The sequence below is a fragment of the Paramicrobacterium humi genome, assembly GCF_900105715.1.
In the GTDB taxonomy this organism is placed as follows: Bacteria; Actinomycetota; Actinomycetes; order Actinomycetales; family Microbacteriaceae; genus Paramicrobacterium; species Paramicrobacterium humi.
The window spans coordinates 151,458-165,302 of the sequence record NZ_FNRY01000002.1 but is presented as its reverse complement, the minus strand read 5'-3'; the positions used below and the strand labels follow the sequence as shown (position 1 = coordinate 165,302).

The 13,845-nt window shown below is 65.5% G+C and carries 10 protein-coding genes, 1 tRNA gene and 1 pseudogene; 2 read left to right on the top strand and 10 right to left on the bottom strand.

Annotated elements, in window-relative coordinates; translation table 11 throughout:
• Positions 1-10 precede the first annotated feature (10 nt).
• Positions 11-1,384 (top strand): MFS transporter, encoded by a 1,374-nt coding sequence (locus BLV49_RS15940; protein WP_245723742.1) that lies wholly within the window; start codon positions 11-13, stop codon positions 1,382-1,384.
• Entirely contained in the window at positions 1,381-3,900 is a 2,520-nt protein-coding gene (locus tag BLV49_RS15935; RefSeq protein WP_091187747.1) for a glycoside hydrolase family 78 protein, read from the top strand. The genes BLV49_RS15940 and BLV49_RS15935 overlap by 4 nt, the downstream gene beginning before the upstream one ends.
• 222 nt (positions 3,901-4,122) lie before the next feature.
• Here BLV49_RS15935 and BLV49_RS17465 read toward each other — a convergent pair whose 3' ends face one another.
• The 10 genes and pseudogenes from BLV49_RS17465 to mvk form a co-directional block, all read right to left on the bottom strand.
• Entirely contained in the window at positions 4,123-4,497 is a 375-nt protein-coding gene (locus BLV49_RS17465) for a GIY-YIG nuclease family protein (protein WP_350339268.1), read from the bottom strand.
• A 257-nt stretch (positions 4,498-4,754) separates the two neighbouring features.
• A tRNA-Gln gene (locus BLV49_RS15930) sits at positions 4,755-4,829 on the bottom strand.
• Between the two features lie 87 nt (positions 4,830-4,916).
• The gene (locus BLV49_RS15925; protein ID WP_091187745.1) at positions 4,917-5,849 is read right to left on the bottom strand and encodes an NAD(P)/FAD-dependent oxidoreductase; all 933 of its coding nucleotides are present in this window, start codon (positions 5,847-5,849) and stop codon (positions 4,917-4,919) included.
• A pseudogene (gene gltX / locus BLV49_RS15920) lies at positions 5,849-7,362 on the bottom strand (glutamate--tRNA ligase). Before gltX ends, BLV49_RS15925 begins: the two are co-directional and overlap by 1 nt.
• Before the next feature lie 38 nt (positions 7,363-7,400).
• The gene (locus BLV49_RS15915) at positions 7,401-8,558 is read right to left on the bottom strand and encodes a hydroxymethylglutaryl-CoA synthase (protein WP_091187742.1); all 1,158 of its coding nucleotides are present in this window, start codon (positions 8,556-8,558) and stop codon (positions 7,401-7,403) included.
• Entirely contained in the window at positions 8,555-9,598 is a 1,044-nt protein-coding gene (locus BLV49_RS15910) for a hydroxymethylglutaryl-CoA reductase (protein WP_091187739.1), read from the bottom strand. Before BLV49_RS15910 ends, BLV49_RS15915 begins: the two co-directional genes overlap by 4 nt.
• Positions 9,595-10,680 (bottom strand): type 2 isopentenyl-diphosphate Delta-isomerase, encoded by a 1,086-nt coding sequence (gene fni / locus BLV49_RS15905; RefSeq protein ID WP_091187737.1) that lies wholly within the window; start codon positions 10,678-10,680, stop codon positions 9,595-9,597. The genes BLV49_RS15910 and fni overlap by 4 nt, the downstream gene beginning before the upstream one ends.
• Positions 10,670-11,758 (bottom strand): phosphomevalonate kinase, encoded by a 1,089-nt coding sequence (locus BLV49_RS15900; RefSeq protein ID WP_091187733.1) that lies wholly within the window; start codon positions 11,756-11,758, stop codon positions 10,670-10,672. Before BLV49_RS15900 ends, fni begins: the two co-directional genes overlap by 11 nt.
• Positions 11,755-12,732 carry a diphosphomevalonate decarboxylase gene (mvaD, locus tag BLV49_RS15895; protein WP_091187729.1) on the bottom strand — a complete coding sequence of 326 codons (978 nt, stop codon included), beginning with the start codon at positions 12,730-12,732 and terminating at the stop codon, positions 11,755-11,757. The genes BLV49_RS15900 and mvaD overlap by 4 nt, the downstream gene beginning before the upstream one ends.
• Complete coding sequence (gene mvk / locus BLV49_RS15890; RefSeq protein ID WP_176980907.1) at positions 12,729-13,667, bottom strand: mevalonate kinase; 939 nt, start codon at positions 13,665-13,667, stop codon at positions 12,729-12,731. Before mvk ends, mvaD begins: the two co-directional genes overlap by 4 nt.
• Positions 13,668-13,845: the final 178 nt, after the last annotated feature.

Here is a 13,845-nt window from a genome sequence, read left to right as displayed (position 1 = left end):
AATGATTGTCGTGACGACAATCAAGGTGTACAGTGGCGGAGTCGCTTCCGGTGATTCGTTTCAATTGAGTGGCGGCTCCCTATCCAAACCTTCAAAGGAGAAGCTCGTGCCTCAGTCCACATCCGATCGCCAGACCCGTCCTTGGTGGACGGCGATTGTGTCAGGGATGGCCTCCTACATTGACGCGGCAGCCATCGTGAGTTTCGGAACAGCAATGGTTCTCTATCAGTCGGCGATCGGGCTTACTCCAGGCGAGATCGGCCTTGCCTCGGGTGGTCTCACTTTCGGCATCGCGTTCGGTGCGATATTCGGCGGACGTCTTGGCGATCGGTTCGGGCGACGCCCAATCTTCACCATCACGATGGTGCTCATCATCGGTTCCACGATCGCGTTGGCCCTAGCGGGATCATTCCCGGTCATCATTAGTTCGGCAGTAGTGCTCGGTATTGCCACCGGAGCTGATCTGCCCGTGTCCTTGTCCACGATCTCCGAGGCCGCCTCGGATGAAAACCGCGGCAAGCTGATTGGCTTCTCACATCTACTTTGGGCATCCGGCATCATCGTTTGCTCGTTCCTCAGCGCGGGGGTCGCGAGCATGGGTCGGCTTGGTGCGCAGATTCTGTTCGTACACATCACCGTCGTGGCTGCCTTGGTCCTGGTTGGCCGACTGACCATCCCGGAATCTGCAACGTGGTTGACCGCACGCAATGAGCGTCGCCGAGGAGTCGCCACGGTTCGCGCCGATCGAGCCTCCATCAAGGACTTGCTGAGCGTCTCGTATCGCACGCCATTCCTCGGACTCCTCGGTTTCTATGCGCTGACAAATCTTGCCGCGAACACCGGCGGGCAGTTCGGCTCCTATCTTCTGGTGAACGCCGGCGGAGTTGATCTGCAGACCGCGACCCTGATTGGCCTGCCGTTCATCCCGCTAGGCATCGTTGGCGCCCTGTGGTTCATGAAAATTGCGGACTCTTCTAAGCGGTTCACCTATTTCACGGTTGGGGCGATCTGCTGGGTCGTTTCCCAACTCGTGTATGCCGTCTTCGGCATCAGCCTTGCCACAGCGATAGTCGCGGGGCTCGTCGGGCTTGTCGGCACCACATTCGCCTTTGAGGGAATCATGAAGGTGTGGACCCAGGAGCAGTTCCCCACACTGCTACGCACCACCGCCCAGGGCACCATTATCGCCATCGCACGCCTGTTCGCCGCGGCGCTGGCTACGGTCACTCCGCTTCTCGTGGCACTCAGCCCGAACCTGTTCTACCTTTTCCTAGCCATCGTTATCGCAGTCGGTTGCGGGCTCGCGTGGAAGGTATTTCGGACCCGTGACGGTCATAACGAGTTCAACAGTGAAACACAGGACGAAACGGTGTCCGTCCTATGAACCACCCTGCACTCTCAGAGCCAGCGTCCACCACGTTCGCCACGCGGAGCGCGAGCACGTTCGTTGCCGCGCCGTTTGGCCGAATCAATGCGGCTCCCTACTTCCGTCGCGAGTTCACGGTCGGGGAAGGGCTTGTGCGAGCCACGCTATCCGTAACTGCACTAGGCATCGTCGAGCCGTACCTCAACGGCAGGCGAGTCGGAAGCGAGATGCTCACGCCTGGTTGGACTTCGTATCGGCACCGGTTGATCGTCACCACAATCGATGTAACGGACGACGTTCGTCCGGGGCAAAATGCGGTCGGCGCGATTGTAGGCGACGGCTGGGCGATTGGTCGGCTCGGATGGGAACGGCAACGCCACCTTTACGCCGACCAACCAGCGCTGTTCGTTGAGCTGGAGCTAGATTACAGCGATCACACGATAGTGATCGGTACGGACGACTCCTTCCGGGTCAGCACAGGAGCGGTACAAGCGAATAGCCTGTATGACGGCGAGACCTACGATGCTCGGCTGGAGCCGGAGGGGTGGAACGAGCCAGGCTTCGACGACAGCGCATGGTCCCATGCCCAAGTCGTCGACTGGGATCTCACGACGCTGGAGAGACGGACCGCTCCCCCGATTCGTCGGATCGAGGAACTTGCCCCTGCGGCGATCACCACAAGCCCTTCGGGAAAGATCATCGTGGACTTCGGCCAGAACATCTCCGGATGGCTGAACATCACCGTCTCCGGCGAGGCCGGCCGCGAAATCACAATTCGCCACGCAGAGATCCTCACTCCAGCCGGAGAATTAGAGCCCGAAACAAACCGCACCGCGGAGGCAACCGACCGGTACACGCTCCGCGGAGACGCGATCGAAACTTGGGAGCCCCGGTTCACCTTCCACGGCTTTCGCTTCGCCCAAATTGACGGATGGCCTGGCAAACTCGCCCCTGATGCAGTGCGCGCGGTGGTCGTTCACACAGACATGGTGCGCACCGGCTGGTTCGAAACGTCCAACCCTCTTGTCACGAAGCTGCACTCGAACGTGGTGTGGTCAATGCGAGACAACTTCGTCGGGGTGCCCACCGATTGCCCCCAACGCGACGAGCGACTCGGCTGGACGGGCGACCTAAATGCATTCGCACCAACTGCCGCCTTCCTCTACGACGTTCGAGAAATGCTCGGCTCCTGGTTGCAAGACCTCGCCGCAGAGCAGACCGAGAAGGGCTTCGTGCCCTGGGTTGTGCCGGACGCCCTGTCCCAACCGTCCTCTCCGACTGCACTGTGGAGCGACGTCGCAGTAAGCCTCCCCTGGCTCCTCTACCAGGAATACGGCGACCTCGAAATTCTGCGCGACTGCTACGCGTCAATGACCGCCTTTATCCGCCAGGTAGCCGCGCTACTCGATGAGTCCGGACTCTGGAGCTCCGGATTCCAGTTTGGCGACTGGCTCGATCCAGATGCACCGGCAAGTAACCCCGCTGCTGCGAAAACCGATCGTCACCTGGTCGCTAGCGCCTTCCTCTGTAAAACCACTCGCGAGATGTCCGCCACGGCGGAACTGCTCGGTCACAAACAGGATGCACGCGCGTTCCTCGACCTCGCTAACCGCGTTCGGGCCGCGTTCCGACGCGAATATGTCACCGAATCAGGCCGCCTCGTCTCCGAATCGGCGACGGCATATGCCCTCGCCATTACCTTCGAGATTCTCGACGCTGATCAGCTGCAAAAAGCAGGCGACCAGCTTGCCCAGATCGTCGCCCAACGCGGATATAGGATCTCTACCGGTTTCGCTGGCACTCCCCTCGTCACAGACGCGCTCAGCCGCACCGGACACATCGACACCGCCTACCGTCTCCTCCTCGAGGAAGAATGTCCCTCTTTCCTTTACCCAGTGACCATGGGTGCAACGACGATCTGGGAGCGCTGGGATTCCGTGCTCCCAGACGGAACCGTCAATGCCACAGGCATGACCTCACTCAACCACTACGCGCTCGGCGCTGTCGCAGACTGGCTGCACCGGGTCGTAGGCGGACTGGAACGCATTGAACCCGGGTACAAACGAGTCCGCATCGCTCCCCAGCCAGGAGGGGATCTGACGTGGGTGCGTACTGTGCATGACACAATTCGGGGGCGCTTCGAGGTCTCTTGGAAGATCGAAGGAGGAGAAGTTGTCGTCGATGTCACCATCCCGCACGATGTTGAGGCCGACATCGTGTTGCCTTTCCAGCCGCAGGATGCCGAACGTTGTGTTGGGGAGGGAGTGCACTCCTGGCGCTATCCGGTCTCCGCGGGCTACGGGGCAACCGCCGCAGTGACGATGGATTCACCTATCCGAGACCTGACTAAGCGAGATGGGGCCTGGGAGGCTGTCTCCGACGTGCTGCAGCGCTACTTCCCCGGACTTCCGCTAGACCCCTACGCCCCGGAAGCTGCCGCTATGTCGCTTAACGCAGTTCTGCAGCACGTTCCGGGAGCCTCGCCCGTACTTGAGAACGAGCTCAAGAACGCTCTGGCAATTGCGACACAATGACACCCCGCCCAGTCGATTCCTCAAGCCGGCCGCGGGAGATCGCTCGCATCGGGTCTGCTCCTACTGGGGACGCTACTGGGCACGCTCAGCATATTTGATGTGCTCGGTAAGCGCACCCCTTGCCCGCATGAAGCTAAAAGACCCGGGGCGTTACCGCCGTCTCATCGAGAACTGGTCCCCTAGCAATGAGTGAGCAGCCCCGTGGTGCTTGCGCACAGCGGCTTACCCAAGAGGCCTGTCCTCGGTACGAATGCCAGCGTTAACCGAATGCTGCTTGCGCATCGCATCTGCCCGCAGTTCACTTCGCAGACGCCTCATGATTTTGGCGTACGGGCCGCGGCTTGCAAAAGTGTAATTGAGCGGTGGCATCGACACCGCGACGACAGCGCGCTCTACGTGGCCTGGTGATGAGCACTCCATCCAGGTGAGCGTGAGGTTCTGAAGAATCCAGGCGGTCAGTTTGGTTTCAGACGGCTCAGCGAGGCCAAACTTGCCTTTTCGGCCCGGTATAACGTCCTCCAGAATCGGCATCTGGTGCCGTAGGAGCGCAGCCAGAGATCGGCGTAACGCTGATGCTCGCGTCCTGTAGAGATGCATGTTGAGGACTCATCCGGCAAGGGGTGAGGAACACCGGGATCGAGATCTGCTGCGATCGTTCCATGCGTAGCAGGTACGTGGCACAGACGGGTGCTTGCCGGAAAGGTCCGGGGGTTCCAGGTACCTGCCCGCCGATACGAGATTACAAGAGGGCCGGGGAAGGGTTTCTGGTGACCAATCTGGTAAAACTGCTCGAAAAGGGCGCTGACCAGGGGATGGACGATGGGCTGATTAGCCACGGAATCTCGCCAACTCTATGGCTGGGGTACCTGGACTCGAACCAAGAACAACTGAACCAGAATCAGCCGTGTTGCCAATTACACCATACCCCAAGGCACGTTCCGGCTTCGCCGGCGCCGAGAGTCAACTTTAGCGGACTAAATGCAACGAGCCAAACCGGCGGAATCTGGGCGTGTCCGTTACAACACGCTCGCGCGTCGCTCGCGGATCTCGTCGCCAACGATGGTCGCCGACACGAGCGCACCGGCGCCTGCCGCGATCGCGATCTGCTGGGGTCCGGGCGGCGTGATGTCGCCGGCGGCGTAGACGCCAGGCAGGGAGGTGCGCCCGCGGTTATCGACGACGAGCAGTCCGGCTGAGTCCCGCCCGATCTCAAGATCGTCGAGGAACTCGAGGCGCGCCTGCTGACGCGGCAGCAGGAAGCCGGTCGTTCGCGGGATCACGTGGCCGTCGGTGAGTGCCACCCCCGTCATCACGCCGTGGTCGCCGCGAATCTCGTCGATGGGCGTCCGGATGACATCGACTCCCACGGCGGCGAGTTCCGCCTCTTCCTGCGCGGTGACGACGTTCGCGCCGTTGGTGAGCACGATGAGATCGTTCGTCCACTGCAGCGTCCACCAGGCCCGCCAGGCGAGGTCGTCGCCCTCACCGATGACGACGAGGGGGCGGTCCTGCTTCTCCCACCCGTCGCACTCGTAGCAGCTGTGCAGGCTCGTGCCGTAGAACGCGCGCCCGTTGCCGATGTCGGGCAGAATCTCGGCCAGCCCTGTCGCCACAACGATGCGAGCCGCATGCACGTCGCGATCCGGGGCTCCGCGCACTCCTGTCGCGATCACCCGAAACCCGGAGTCGAGGCGCGTCACCGTGTCGACGTGGGCGAACTGCACTTCGCCGTTCTCGTAACCCGCGACGTCCTCGCGGCCGAGCCGCCGCAGCTCGAGCGGCGAGATGTTGTCGCGAGTGAGGAAGCCGTGGGCGAAGAGCGTCGCCGCGTGCCGCGGCCGATTCGCGTCGAGCACGAGGACGCGCATGCGCGCCCGTACGAGGTTGAGCGCCGCCGAGAGTCCGGCGGGCCCTCCCCCGATGACGACGACGTCGTAGTGCTGGGTCATCAGTTCACCGGCTGATGTGCCAATCGCTCGAGGCGCTTGAGCGTCTCGTCCTTGCCGAGGATCTCCATCGACTCGAACAGCGGCGGCGACACGCGCCGTCCGGACACTGCGATGCGCAGCGGCCCGTAGGCGATGCGCGGCTTCAGACCGAGGTTCTCGACGAGGGCGACGGCAAGGGTCTCCTGCAGGGCGTCCGTCGTCCAGTCCTCGAGGCCGGTGAGCGTCTCAAGGGCCGCGCCGAGCACCTCGTCGGCGTTCTTCGGGAGGCTCTTCATGGCGTCGGGCTGGTACTCGATGCTCGCGGCATCCGTGAAGAGGAATCCGAGCATGCCGGGAGCCTCTCCGAGCAGGGCGACACGCGTCTGCACGAGCGGTGCGGCTTTCGCGAGGATCGCCTTCTGCTCCGCCGTCATGGGCTCGGTGAACACGCCGGCCTCGACGAGGTACGGCACACAGCGTGCGGCGAAGTCATCGACATCCAGCATGCGGATGTGGTCGCCGTTTATCGACTCGGCCTTCTTCAGGTCGAAGCGCGCCGGGTTGGGGTTGACGTCGACGATGTCGAAGCGCTCGACCATCTCGTCGAGCGTGAAGACGTCGCGGTCGGCGGAGTACCCCCAGCCGAGAAGCGCAAGGTAGTTGTCGAGGCCCTCGGGGATGAAGCCGCGGTCTCGGTGGTGGAACAGGTTCGACTCGGGGTTGCGCTTGGAGAGCTTCTTGTTGCCGTCGCCGAGCACGGTCGGCAAGTGGCCGAAGTTCGGCACGAACGTCGTGAGTCCGATGTCGATGAGCGCGCGGTAGAGGGCGATCTGCCGCGGCGTGGACGGCAGCAGGTCCTCGCCGCGCAGCACGTGGGTGACGCCCATGAGCGCGTCGTCGACCGGGTTGACGAAGGTGTAGAGCGGCTTGCCGTTGGGCCGGACCACGACGAAGTCGGTGAAGGAGCCCTCGGGGAAGGTGATCTCACCCCGCACGAGGTCGGTGAAGGAGAGGTCACTGTCGGGAACCCGGAGGCGCAGGGCGGGTGATCGACCTTCGTCGCGGAAGCCGGCGCGCTGGGCGTCGGTCAGTTCGCGGTCATAGTTGTCGTAGCCCTGCTGGGCCGGACGGCCGGCGGCGACGTTGCGGGCTTCGATCTCCTCGGGGTCGAGTAGCTCTCGTAGAGGTGCCCCGAGGCGAGGAGCTTCGCGATCACGTCGCTGTAGATGTCGCTGCGCTGGGACTGCCGGTACGGCTCATGCGGGCCGCCGACGCCGACGCCCTCGTCCCAGTCGATCTTGAGCCAGCTGAGCGCGTCGAGAATCTGCTCGAAGCTCTCCTCGCTGTCGCGGGCCGCATCGGTGTCTTCGATGCGGAAGACGAGCTTGCCGCCCGTGTGCCGGGCGTATGCCCAGTTGAACAGCGCCGTGCGGATGAGTCCGACGTGCGGCGTGCCCGTGGGCGACGGGCAGAAGCGGACGCGAATGTCCGAGCCGGTGGCGGATGAGAAGGGGTAGCGATCTGCGGTTGACATCGACTCAATCTTAGTCGAGCGCTGTCGATCCCCTCGGGTCAGCGTCGCTCGTACTGCCGCTTCAGATCGGTCGTGCCCGCGAAGCGAACGGCGCCGAGCGTCTCGTCCACGGTCTCGAAATCACCGGGGCGGTCGAACTCGACGTGACGACGGCGGTACTCGGTGTAGTCGATGGGGCGTCGCGCCTCCAGCATCCGCTCCATCGACTCCGGCCGCAGCTGCTGCTTGTAGCCCGGAACGAGCACGCCGGCGAAGAACTCCGAGACGGCGCCGGAGCCGTAGCTGAAGAAGCCGATGCGCTCCCCCGAAAGGTCGGGTCCGTTGTCGAGGAGCGACAGGAAGGCGAGGTAGATCGACGCCGTGTAGCTGTTGCCGATGCGCGTGTTGTAGATGGTGGTTCCCGCAAGGTGCTCGGTGTCGGCTCCCGCGGCGTCAGCGTCGCCGGCGATGCGCGCGAGCCGCTGCTGCGCCTTGACGGCCATGCGCGTGAACGGCTGGTGGTAGCAGACTCGGGCGAAGCTCTCGTAGGCGGCGCCGCCTTGCGACTGGTAGTCCTTCCAGGCGCCCTCGAGGGAGTCGAGGTACACCGCGACCGAGTAGCGGCCGTCGACAAGCGCCGTGCTGCGGTCGTTCGGCCGCCAGAAGTCCATGACGTCATCTGTCCACAGTCCCGAGACGGGTTCGATCTCGAGCACGGCGGGCGAAGCGGAGATCAGCATCGCGACAGCGGCGGCGCCCTGGGTCGCCTCACCGCTCGAGTCGAGCTCGTATCGGGCGTTGTCGCTCGCGATCACGAGCACGCGCTCTTCGGGCCGACGTGCCACGATGCCGAGGGCGAACTGGATGGCGGCCGTCGCCGAATAGCAGGCTTCCTTGAGCTCGACGACGCGCACTTCGTGCGGCAGCCCGAGAACACCGTGCAGGAACACTCCCGCCGCCTTCGACTGGTCGATTCCCGACTCCGTGGCGAAGACGACCGTGCGGATGCCGTCGACGCCGTGTCTCTCGAGGATCGGCGTGGCGGCTCGCGCCGCCATGGTCACGATGTCCTCGTCATCGGTCAGCACGCTCATCTCGGTCTGGCCGATGCCCCGGTGGTATTTCCCCACATCGATGCCCTCGTGATCGGCGAGATCCGCGAGCGCGAAGACGAGGCCGCCGGTCGCAGCGGAGATGTCGTGGATGCCGATGGTCATCGTGACTTCCTTTCAAACTGAAGGTGCGCTGCCATGAGCTCACCGGGATTGGTCTGGGCGGCCATGAGCGACAGTTCGCCGCACAGCACCGTCGCGGCGCACAGCGCGGCGAGCCTTCTCGCGTTCTCGCCCGGCTCACGGTCCTCGGCGCAGCCGAGGCGGGCGAGGTTCTCGGAGACGAAGTCCAGTCCCTTCCCGTTTCCCACCGTACCGACGATGAGGTTGGGCAGCGTGCAGGAGAAGTACAGGTCGTCGCCGCGCGCTTCCCCGTGCGTGAACCCTTGCGAGCCCTCCACGATGTTGGCGGCATCCTGCCCCGTCGCGAGGTAGAAGCCGAGCAGCATGTTGGCGTAGTGCGCGTTCGCCGAGCGGAGGCTTCCGGCGACGGCACCGCCGATGAGGTTCTTCCGCACGTTGAGGTCGGCCATCTTCTGCGCGCTCGTGCGCAGCCGGCGGCGGAGGATCTCTTCGGGGATCAGGATCTCGGTGACGACGTTCTTACCGCGCCCCAGGATGCCGTTGACGGCAGAGGCCTTCTTGTCAGTGCAGTAGTTGCCAGAGATCGAGCCGTAGCTCAGGCTCCGGTCCGCGCCGAGGATGTGCGCCATGAGCTTGTCGGACGCGAGCGTGACCATGTTGTGGCCCGATGCATCGCCCGTCGAGAATTCGAAGCGGAGAAACAGCAGGTTTCCGACGATCTGGTGGTTGACCTCGAGGAGGTGCGCGAATCGGCTAGTCTCGGCCACGACCGCCTGCAGACCGGCGATGTCCGCTTCGATGCGGCGGGCGGCGGCGAGAGCGGCCGCCGCATCCTCGGCTTCGAAGAGCACGGAGCGAGCCATGCGGTCGTCGACGAGGGTCGCGGTGATTCCGTCATCGACGAGCGTCGACACGTGCGCTCCCCGGCGCACCGACGGCCACAGGGTCGTCTCGTATGTCGCGAGAGGAACCTCCTGCTCGCCGGTCATGACGTTTCCGCCGATGCGGATCGGGCCGAGCCAGCGCAGCGGAACTGCGGCGTACAGGGTGTCGTCGGTCATGAGAGCGTGTCCTTCCCCGTCCCGCGTCGCGTGGCGTACGCGGTGATGTCGATTCCTCGTGCCTGACAGAACTCGCGCACTTCGCCGGTGATGACCACATCGGTGTTGCGCAGACCGGCCGGGCTGGTCTGGCCGAGGAGGGCCGTGATGGCGGTGATCTGCTCGAGCCAGCGACGGATCTCGGCGATGAGCGCGTCGCGACCGTCCTGGCGGAGGATGCGGAGGAATCCGCCGGCGACGCCGACGGCGGACGCCCCGAGAGCCAGCGCCCTCACGACGTCGAGCGGCGTGCGCACTCCCCCGGATGCCAGGAGCGTGACGCGCGCGTCCTCTGCCGCTGCTCGCGAGTCGAGCAGTCCGCCCACGGCGGACTGCCCCCAGCCGGAGAGGACGGCGAAGTCCGCGCCCGTGCGCCGGGCGTTCTCGATCGCGGCGAAGTCGGTTCCGCCGCGGCCGCTGACGTCGACCACGCCGACGCCGAGGCGTGCGAGCTCGGCGACCGTTTCGCCGCTCATTCCGAAGCCGACTTCCTTGACGACGACGGGCACATCGAGGGACGCGGCGATGCTCGCGATGTTCTCCGGCCAGTGAGTGAAGGAGCGATCGCCTTCGGGCATGACGAGTTCCTGCACGGCGTTCACGTGGATCTGCAGCGCGTCGGCCCCGAGGATGCCCACGGCCTCGTGCGCTTGCTCGGGAGTCGCGTTCGCACTCAGATTCGCGAGCACGATGCCGCTCGGGTTCTCCTCGCGCAGCACGCGGAATCCGCCCGTCGTGTCGCGGTCCTTGAACACGGGGCTCATCGATCCAGAGGCGATGGGGATGCCCGTCTCGCGCGCGACCACGGCGAGATCGCGATTCACGATCGCGGTCGCGTCGCTCCCTCCCGTCATGCCGTTGATGTAGAGCGGAACCGGCCAGTCCATTGCTCCCACGCGAGTGCGCAGCGACACGGCCTCGATGTCGGCCGCGCCGAGCGCGTGATGCACGAAGCGCACGTCGTCGAAGTCGTTCCGCCGGTGCCGGTCCCGGTTCTGCTCCGTCGCGAGTCGGACGTGGTCGTCTTTGCGGTCACCGCTCATCGAGTCCGCCTTCCGCCGGGTGCACAGAGAGTGCGAGGTGTCGGATGTCGCTGAGCTCCCACTCTCTCAGAAGAGCGGAAACGTCGGCGTCAACGTCAACGAAGACGACACCGCAGTCGCCGCCGCCCGCACCCGAGGATTTCGCTGCTGCGCCGATGGCCTCGGCGGTGTCACTCAGCCGAGCGAGCGCGGGCGTCTCGATGCCGAGCTTCGCCGCGGAGTCCAACGCGCCGAGCGTGCGGCGCGCACCTCTGATCGCGGTCTTGACGCCTTCGGCGTCGTCCTCGTCGAGGGCCGTGATGAGCGCCTCGACGTGATGCCTGCTTCGGGCGAGGAAGTCCGCGTAGTGCACCTCGTCCGTCCATCGCCGGCCCTGCAGGTTGTCGACGAGTCGCGATGTGGACGCGGGCGAACCGGTCCAGCCGACCATGAGCCGGAGCGCGCTGGGTGGTGCGAGACGACGCACCGAGAGGCCGTCCCAGTCGCTTCGGAGCGCACCGATCACGCCCCGCTCGTCGCGCAGCGTCATCGCATGCCCACGGTCTGGTGCCGAATACGCGATCCAGCCGCCGAAGGTGCTCGCGGCGAGATCGCCGCCGGACGCGCGCGGCGATACGGCGATCGTGGCGAGCATGGCGAGCTTGTACCGCTCGAGCCGCGTGAGCTCGAGGTCGTAGAACTCGTTGAGCGCGCCGATGGTCGCGACGGTGACGGCGGCGCTCGATCCGAGCCCGAATTTGCGTCCGCTGACGTCGTCAAGCTCGCTCGAGACGGTCAGGTCGTAGAACCGGGGGGTGACGCCGAGTTCGCTCACGAGCTGTTCGACCGTCGCGATCGACGACAGGATGTAGTCGACCGGCTGCATGTCGTGGTCGACGACGATTCCGTTCGAGTCGCGGTACCAGACGACGGGCTGGCGCCCGTACTGTTCCGAGTGGATGCTGCCCTTGCCGACGCTCGGCGTGAGATCGACGCGCACGTAGCGGTCGACGGCGATGAGCACCGAGGGGTTGCCCGGTTCGACGACGGCGTATTCGCCGGCGATGAAGAGCTTCCCCGGAGCGCGGACCGTGATCATGCAACCTCCTCTGCGGCGATGCGGGCGCCGCGTCCAGAGTGCGCCACGACGTATTCCACGCTCGGCATGGCGTCGCTCAACCGGGCGACGACGGAATCCGCGTCGCTCGCCCGGCACAGGGTCTTGACGTTGGGACCGGCGTCTGCAGTCGCATACGCTTCGACGCCGGAATCTCTCAGAGCGGCCACGGCGTCGAAGAGGGCGACGCTCGACGCGGTCAGATAACGGACCGGCGGAACGGCGCCGAACATGCTCGCGTGCATGCGCAAGGCGCTCTGCTCGGTGAGCTCCCCCATCGCCGTGAAGTCTCCTGTCGTGACGGCCTCCGACATCCGGTCGAGCAGAACCGCGTTCGATTCGACCCACGCGGGGAAGTACGGCGAGGTCTCCACCGTGCGGCGCATGGCGTTCCGACTCGAGACGGACTTCCGCGCGGAGCTCACGACGGCGATGACCATCGCCAGCTCGGGGCCGCGCCACTCGAGCGGCTCCGCGAACGAGGTCTCGTCGTCGACGCCCGCGTTCCACCGGGCAAGCCCGCCGAAGACGGAGCGCGAGGCCGATCCGGAGCCGCGCCGCGCGAGCCGGGACAGCGTTCGAGCATCGGCGTCGAGCTCGTACGAGTGGGCCGCCGCGACGGCGAGAGCGGCGAACGCGGCGGCTGAGGACGCGAGCCCTGCCGCGGTCGGCACGGTGTTCGTCGAGGTGACGCGGGCGCGCTCGTCGCGGCCGCTCAGTTCGCGAACGAGGTCGAGAACGGTGATGACGCGCGCCGACTCGGAACCGCTCAAGTGCGCCCCGTCGAGGATCACCACGTCGTCCTTCTCGCCGGTGAGCTCGATTGTTGTCGTCGTGGGGAACACGTCGAGCGTGAGCGAGAGGCTGCCGGTTGCGGGAAGGATGAGTTCCTCATCACGCTTGCCCCAGTACTTCACGAGAGCGATGTTGGGGTGGGCGATGGCGGTGCTCGTCATGCGTTCTCCTCTCCATCGGTCACGAACCAGACGCCGGTCGCGCCCGAGGCGGTGAGCGCTGCAGCGAGCGCCGGGAGCTCGCTGGCCGACGGCGCGAGCGCGATGATGCAACCGCCTTGCCCGCCTCCTGTAAGTTTGGCACCGAGTGCGCCGGCGCGGCGAGCCGCTTGCACGAGGGCGTCGAGTTCGGTACTGCTCACGCCGATGCTCGACAGGACGCCGTGACACGCGTTCATGCGCTCACCGAGGTCTGCGAATGCCGCCGAAGCGAGGTCTTCGCGTGCTCCCACGACGAGATCAGCGATGCCTTCCATCGCGGCCTCTATCGCGTGCGGATTGCGCTCGTGACGTGCACGAACCTCGGCGACGGCGACTCCCGTGCGGCCGAGCACGCCCGTGTCGGCGACGAGGAGCGCGGGCGATTCGGCGACGGCGAGCGTTCGCGCTCGGCCTTGCTCGAACCAGATGGGGCCGGCAGCGGTCGTGGCGTAGGCATCGAGCCCGCTCGGGGTGCCGTGGGCGACGCGTTCCACCGACTGAACGATCTCAAAGCGGTCAGCGGGCGTGAGCGCGATGCCGTGAAGTCCTGCCACGGCGACAGCGATCGCGCTCGCGACCGCTGCGCTCGAGCCGAGTCCCCTGGCGGCGGGGATGAGCCCGGTCACCGAGACGCCGACACCATCGAGGGGACGGCCGATCCGCTCGAGCGTGCGGCGCACGGCGACGGCGGCGATGTGTTCTTCGCGGGTCGCGGCGGCGTCGTCCTCGGCCGTGATCGCCCCGGCGTGGAACGGGGTGTGCAGCGCTAGTCCCGAGCCGATGCTCTCGGCGCGCGCCTCGAGGGTGAGCGAGGCGACAGGGAAGGCGATCGCCGGTCGCCCGTAGACGACCGCGTGCTCTCCGAGCAGGATCGTCTTCGCATGGGCGGTTCCCACCGCCCCGCGTAACGGTTCATGCATGTGTACTATCTCGTCCTGGTCTGTTCTCGCCCGTCGGCGTCGACCGGGACTCTCCTCGACATCGGCCTGGTTGACCCGGTGCGACGGAGGAAACGTTCGGCGTACAGTTTATCCCCGCCTGGCTCGCCGGCGGCCGGGATCGGGCTCCCGGGTT